The organism is Ensifer sp. (assembly GCF_035999185.1).
Lineage (GTDB): Bacteria > Pseudomonadota > Alphaproteobacteria > Rhizobiales > Rhizobiaceae > Ensifer.
This window is the reverse complement of the sequence record NZ_DASYHB010000077.1, coordinates 1-6,072: the sequence shown is the minus strand read 5'-3', so window position 1 is coordinate 6,072 and position 6,072 is coordinate 1. Positions and strand designations below refer to the sequence as shown.

The following is a 6,072-nucleotide window of genomic DNA, read 5'->3' as shown; positions in this document are numbered from 1 at the left end:
TTTCGGCTGCTGAACAGTGTTTGCCCGATAAGTGGAGAATGAAATGGCTGTACCTAAAAGAAAAACGAGCCCGTCCAAGCGTGGCATGCGCCGTTCGGCTGACGCTCTGAAGACCCCGACCTACGTCGAGGACAAGAACTCGGGCGAACTGCGCCGTCCGCACCACATCGACCTGAAGACCGGCATGTACCGCGGCCGTCAGGTTCTGACCCCGAAGGAAAACGCATAAGCGTTTCCGTTCGCGGACAAGGTTCAAAGGGCTGGCTCTGCCGGCCCTTTTTCTTTTTGCAACTGACATGATCCCGCTTCGACGCCGTGCTATCGCTGGCACCCGGCGTGAAGACGCCGCATAAAAATGGTCAAGGAGTTTTGATGCTTGCTGCCATCCCGCTGCTGATCCTGCCCTTTGCACTCTACAATCTCGCGATGATCGGAATGTTCGGCGGCACTGCCGGGCTGAATGCCGAGATGCTGTCGCTGTCGATGTTGTCGGGCGCGACCTGGACGATGCGCTTCAGTGACCTCTTGATCGTCGTGGCGCTGATGCTGCTTTTCGTCGAATTGCTGAAGGCGACCCGCACGAGTTCCCGCGCCCTGATGGATCATCTGCTGTCGATGGTCCTGTTCATCGCTTTCCTGGTCGAATTCCTGCTGCTGGCGCCGGCAGCAACGCAGCTCTTCTTCATCCTGATGACGATCAGCTTCATCGACGTCATAGCCGGCTTTGCGGTGTCGATGCGTTCGGCCGGGCGGGATGTTTCCATCGGCCTCTAGGTCAGGATAGCGCGGCAGCTGTCCGAGGCGCTGCCTGAGGCAGGGCGGGCGAAAGCGTGTTTCTCGCCCGCTGCCATGTCAGGGCCTTGTTCAGCCGAGATTGTCGAGCTTGGTCTGGAGCGCGCGAAGCTGCTCCTTGAGTTCGTCGATATCCTTGGCCTCGGCCTTCTTGGTTTCCTTCACCGGTGGCGCGGAAATGAAGGGCGAGAACATCTGCATCGCCTGATGGAACATGTCGGTGTTGCGCCGCACCTGCTCTTCGACAAGTTGCAGGGGCACCTGCAGGTTCTTGCCGAGCGGCGTGTCGCCGAAGGCCTTGTTGATCTGCTCGCGCATCTGCGATTGCTGCTCGGTGAAAGCCTGCATCGAGTGCTCGAGATAGCTCGGCACGACCATCTGCATCTGGTCGCCATAGAAGGAGATCAGCTGGCGCAGGAAGGAGATCGGCAGCAGCGTGTTGCCGGTCTTGGATTCCTGCTCGAAGATGATCTGCGTCAGCACGGAATGGGTGATGTCCTCGCCGGATTTGGCATCCTGAACGACGAAGTCCTCACCCTTCTTCACCATGACAGCCAGGTCGTCGAGCGTGACATAGGTGCTGGTCCCGGTGTTGTAGAGCCGCCGGTTCGCATATTTTTTTATAACGATCTGGCCTTCATGCTTCGCCATCAGGGTCTCCTCTCACCCATCTTCCCGTCTTTATTGCGTTTTTCAGAGTATCCGCAAAAGCGCGCCGCTGACAATGTCTTTGTGCGTTGCGGCGACGCAAGTGCGAAATCTTGCGGTTGCGCCTCAGGTGACGCTTTTGTGGCACTGCATCAAGGCGTTTGACTTGCGCCCCGCGCTTTGCCAGTCTGCTGCCATCACGCAAGAAATCTGAGGAAACGTCCCATGAGCAACCCCTCCATCGTGATCGCCAGCGCGGCCAGAACCGCAGTCGGATCCTTCAACGGTGCCTTCGCCAATACACCGGCGCACGAACTCGGCGCCGCCGTCATCAAGGGCGTGCTGGAGCGCGCGGGCGTCGAGGCCGGTGAGGTCGACGAGGTGATCCTCGGCCAGGTGCTGCAGGCAGGCGAAGGCCAGAACCCGGCGCGCCAGGCGGCGATGAAGGCGGGTGTCCCTCAGGAGAAGACCGCCTGGGGCATGAACCAGCTTTGCGGCTCGGGCCTGCGCGCAGTCGCGCTCGGCATGCAGCAGATTGCAACCGGTGATGCAGAGATCATCGTTGCCGGCGGCATGGAATCCATGTCGATGGCGCCGCATTGCTCGCATCTTCGCGGCGGCGTGAAGATGGGCGATTTCAAGATGATCGACACGATGATCAAGGATGGCCTGACCGACGCCTTCTACGGCTACCACATGGGCATTACCGCCGAGAACGTCGCGCGCCAGTGGCAGCTCAGCCGCGAGGAGCAGGACACGTTCGCACTCGCCTCGCAGAACAAGGCCGAGGCAGCACAAAAGGCAGGGCGCTTCGCCGACGAGATCATTCCCTTCATCGTCAAGGGCCGCAAGGGCGACGTCACCGTCGACCAGGACGAATACATCCGCCATGGCGCGACGCGCGACCAGATGACCAAGCTGCGTCCGGCCTTCGACAAGGAAGGCACGGTCACCGCGGGCAATGCTTCGGGGCTCAACGACGGTGCGGCTGCAACGCTTCTGATGACCGAGGCTCAAGCCTCCAAGCGCGGCATCCAGCCGCTTGCCCGCATCGTTTCCTGGGCAACTGCCGGCGTCGATCCGCAGGTGATGGGCACGGGCCCGATCCCCGCGTCGCGCAAGGCGCTGGCGAGAGCCGGCTGGGCGATCGGCGACGTCGAGCTTGTGGAAGCCAACGAGGCCTTCGCGGCTCAGGCCTGCGCCGTCAACAAGGACCTCGGCTGGGATCCGTCGATCGTCAACGTCAATGGCGGCGCGATTGCCATCGGCCACCCGATCGGTGCATCGGGCGCCCGCGTGCTCAACACGCTGCTCTTCGAAATGAAGCGCCGCGGCGTTTCCAAGGGCCTTGCAACGCTCTGCATCGGCGGCGGCATGGGTGTCGCCATGTGCGTCGAGCGGCTCTAGTCGGTTTGGCGGGATGAACAGCGCCAGGTGGGTTCCGTTTTCCCTCTTGCTGGCCGGTTCGCCGATTGTTTCCGCACACGCCAATCCCGCGCCTCTCGACGAGGCGCGGCTGGTGCAGTGCATGCTGGAACACACGACCTCGAATGAGGAGGTCGCTTTCAAGGACGTGATGGTTGCTGCCCTGAACGACGACAGCGATGCGCTGAAAACGTCGCTGGACCAGCTCAGCAGCGTGATGATGGATCTTGCACTGGAGAAGTGCGAGGTGGGTATGTCCGCGCTCGCGACGCCGCAGTTTCAGGCGGCTGCCGGGCTCTACGGACAACAGGTCGGCGAAAAGCTGATGAAGAAGGCATTCGAAAAACTGAACTGATCAAGTGGGAGGCGTGCATGAGCAGGGTAGCATTGGTCACGGGTGGGTCGCGCGGCATTGGTGCTGCAATCTCCATCGCACTCAAGAATGCTGGCTACAAGGTGGCTGCCAACTATGCCGGCAATGATGAGAAAGCTCAGGCCTTCAAGCAGGAGACCGGCATTTCGGTCTACAAATGGGATGTCTCCAGCTACCAGGCCTGCGCTGACGGCATCGCCAAGGTCGAGGCCGATCTCGGCCCGGTCGAAATCCTGATCAACAATGCCGGCATCACTCGGGACGCGATGTTCCACAAGATGACGCCGGAACAATGGGGCGAGGTGATCGGCACCAACCTCACCGGTCTTTTCAACATGACCCATCCGCTCTGGTCGGCGATGCGCGACCGCGGCTTCGGCCGCGTCATCAACATCTCCTCGATCAACGGCCAGAAAGGGCAGATGGGCCAGGCCAATTATTCGGCCGCGAAGGCCGGCGATCTCGGCTTTACCAAGGCGCTGTCGCAGGAAGGGGCTGCCAAGGGCATCACGGTCAATGCGATCTGCCCTGGCTATATCGGCACGGAGATGGTGCGCGCCATCCCGGAAAAGGTCCTCAACGAACGGATTATCCCGCAGATCCCGGTCGGACGTCTCGGCGAGCCTGAAGAGATCGCCCGCTGCGTGGTGTTTCTGGCCTCGGACGATGCCGGTTTCATCACCGGTTCGACGATTTCGGCGAACGGCGGACAATTTTTCGTCTGACCACCGCGTTTCACCAACACAGGAAAACGGCGCCTTCCCGGCGCCGTTTTTCATGTGGTGCGGAGCGCAAGCCCTGCCGGTTTTTCCCGTGTCCCGCGCCTGAAGTTGTACCGGTTTTTCTGTTGTCGGAACGCGACGTAGACACTACATGTTGAGGAGAACAAAGGCGGAATAACGCGCGGGCAACGAGTCGCCGCCGGATGTTCCCGCCATGGTCGCGCGGATGACGTGCGATTCTCATTCTCTCTCTAAGCGGAATCTCCGACGAATTTCGTTAAAAATTTTCCAGGGTTTCCAGAGTCTTGGATTCCGAATCCTTGGGGCCGTTTGGTGGTGGGGCGACCCCGTTTTCGGCGAATCGCCGGCTGCAAAGTGCCGAATAGGCCCCAGATTCAGCATGTGGTGCAACGTTCGGTGTTGAAATCTATATCTAGTCGTGAACATACAGTGAATCACGAGGAGTCAGCGATTCGTCTCCGATTCGTTCCACGGCTGTTCCGAATCTCGATTGCGCGGCCACAACAGGTGGTGCAATGGGTATCGGAGGTGCTGAGCGAGAGTTTTAGTTGTCGGCGCCCCTTGCGTTTGGCTCGGTGCGTGGGCATGTGTTTGCCGCCAGCGTTCAAAAGACGCTGCCGTAATTTCTGAATGCCCGGGATCGATGACGTGTCCGTTCACCCCATGATCCTGAGCGGCCGCGGCGTAACTGCGGTGCTCGGGCCAACCAATACCGGCAAGACGCATTATGCGATCGAGCGCATGGTCGCCCATGAGAGTGGCGTTATCGGTCTGCCGCTGCGGCTGCTCGCGCGCGAAGTCTATACGCGTCTCGTCGAAAGGGTCGGGCATCACAACGTCGCGCTGATCACCGGCGAGGAGAAGATCACCCCGCATCGCGCCCGCTTTTCGGTCTGCACCGTCGAGGCGATGCCGCGCGAGACGACGGCATCCTTCGTCGCGATCGACGAGGTTCAGCTTGCCGGTGACCTTGAGCGCGGTCACATCTTCACCGACCGGATCCTGCATCTGAGGGGGCGTGGCGAGACGCTGCTTCTGGGGGCTGCAACGATGCGGCCGATCCTCGAACAGCTGCTGCCCGGCATCACCGTCGTCGAACGGCCGCGCATGTCGCAGCTGCTTTATGCCGGCTCGAAGAAAATCACCCGTCTGCCACATCGCACGGCAATCGTCGCCTTCTCGGCCGACGAAGTCTACGCGATTGCCGAACTGATCCGCCGCCAGCGCGGCGGCGCCGCGGTCGTGCTCGGCGCGCTGTCACCACGCACGCGCAATGCACAGGTCGCACTTTACCAGGAAGGCGACGTGGAATTTCTGGTCGCGACCGACGCGATCGGCATGGGTCTCAACCTCGACGTCGATCACGTTGCCTTCGCCCAGGACCGCAAGTTCGACGGCTACCAGTTCCGCGATCTCAACCCGGCCGAGCTGGCGCAGATCGCCGGGCGCGCCGGTCGCCACATGCGCGACGGAACCTTTGGCGTGACCGGTCGTGTCGACCCCTTCGACAATGAGCTCGTTCACCGCATCGAGGCGCATCAATTCGATCCGGTCAAGGTGCTGCAGTGGCGCTCGAAGGCCTTCGACTACGCCTCGATCAGTGCCCTGAAGAAGAGCCTGGATGCCGCACCGACGGTCCCGGGTCTTGCCCGGGCGCTACCGGCGGTAGACCAGCAGGCGTTCGAGCATCTGGTCCGCTACCCCGAGATCATCGACATCACCACCAATGCCCAGCGCGTGGAGAAGTTGTGGGAAGCCTGTGCCTTGCCCGACTATCGGCGCATCACGCCGGCCCAGCACGCCGACCTGATCTCGACGCTTTATATGGATCTCGTCCGCCGCGGCACGGTAAATGAAGACTTCATGGCCGAGCAGGTCAGGCGTGCCGATCATACCGATGGTGAGATCGACACACTTTCGGCGCGAATCGCGCAGATCAGGACATGGACTTATGTGTCGAACCGGCCCGGATGGCTGGCCGATCCGACACACTGGCAAGAAAAGACGCGGGAAATTGAAGATCGATTATCCGACGCACTACATGAACGGTTGACGAAACGCTTTGTTGATCGCAGGACATCTGTGCTCATG

Annotated in this window: 7 protein-coding genes; 6 read left to right on the top strand and 1 reads right to left on the bottom strand. The window is 60.9% G+C overall.

The window, feature by feature from the left end; genetic code table 11:
• Positions 1–43 precede the first annotated feature (43 nt).
• Both rpmF and VGO04_RS07760 read left to right on the top strand, forming a co-directional pair.
• A complete protein-coding gene (gene rpmF / locus VGO04_RS07765; protein ID WP_057254881.1) occupies positions 44–229 on the top strand; it encodes a 50S ribosomal protein L32 in 186 nt (61 codons plus the stop codon).
• Positions 230–372: 143 nt separating this feature from the next.
• Complete coding sequence (locus VGO04_RS07760; protein ID WP_327495374.1) at positions 373–774, top strand: hypothetical protein; 402 nt, start codon at positions 373–375, stop codon at positions 772–774.
• 90 nt (positions 775–864) lie between these two features.
• On the opposite strand, the gene phaR is transcribed toward VGO04_RS07760, so the two are convergent.
• Complete coding sequence (gene phaR / locus VGO04_RS07755) at positions 865–1,443, bottom strand: polyhydroxyalkanoate synthesis repressor PhaR (RefSeq protein WP_327495373.1); 579 nt, start codon at positions 1,441–1,443, stop codon at positions 865–867.
• 222 nt (positions 1,444–1,665) lie between these two features.
• On the opposite strand from phaR, the gene VGO04_RS07750 reads away from it, so the two are divergent.
• From VGO04_RS07750 to VGO04_RS07735, 4 genes are all read left to right on the top strand, one after another.
• Positions 1,666–2,847: an acetyl-CoA C-acetyltransferase gene (locus tag VGO04_RS07750; protein WP_327495372.1), complete on the top strand. Its 1,182-nt coding sequence runs from the start codon at positions 1,666–1,668 to the stop codon at positions 2,845–2,847.
• A 46-nt stretch (positions 2,848–2,893) separates the two neighbouring features.
• On the top strand, positions 2,894–3,220 hold the full coding sequence (locus tag VGO04_RS07745) for a hypothetical protein (RefSeq protein ID WP_327495371.1): 327 nt from the start codon (positions 2,894–2,896) through the stop codon (positions 3,218–3,220).
• 17 nt (positions 3,221–3,237) lie between these two features.
• Positions 3,238–3,963 (top strand): beta-ketoacyl-ACP reductase, encoded by a 726-nt coding sequence (locus VGO04_RS07740; RefSeq protein WP_327495370.1) that lies wholly within the window; start codon positions 3,238–3,240, stop codon positions 3,961–3,963.
• 681 nt (positions 3,964–4,644) lie between these two features.
• On the top strand, positions 4,645–6,072 hold a 1,428-nt coding region (locus VGO04_RS07735), incomplete at its 3' end, for a helicase-related protein (protein WP_327495375.1).

What these genes read in the sequence shown, in the direction of transcription:
- VGO04_RS07760 (WP_327495374.1), top strand. Translation starts at nt 373, where the DNA reads ATGCTTGCTGCCATCCCGCTGCTGATCCTGCCCTTTGCACTCTACAAT.
- VGO04_RS07750 (WP_327495372.1), top strand. Translation starts at nt 1,666, where the DNA reads ATGAGCAACCCCTCCATCGTGATCGCCAGCGCGGCCAGAACCGCAGTC.
- phaR (WP_327495373.1), bottom strand. Translation starts at nt 1,443, where the DNA reads ATGGCGAAGCATGAAGGCCAGATCGTTATAAAAAAATATGCGAACCGG.
- rpmF (WP_057254881.1), top strand. Translation starts at nt 44, where the DNA reads ATGGCTGTACCTAAAAGAAAAACGAGCCCGTCCAAGCGTGGCATGCGC.
- VGO04_RS07740 (WP_327495370.1), top strand. Translation starts at nt 3,238, where the DNA reads ATGAGCAGGGTAGCATTGGTCACGGGTGGGTCGCGCGGCATTGGTGCT.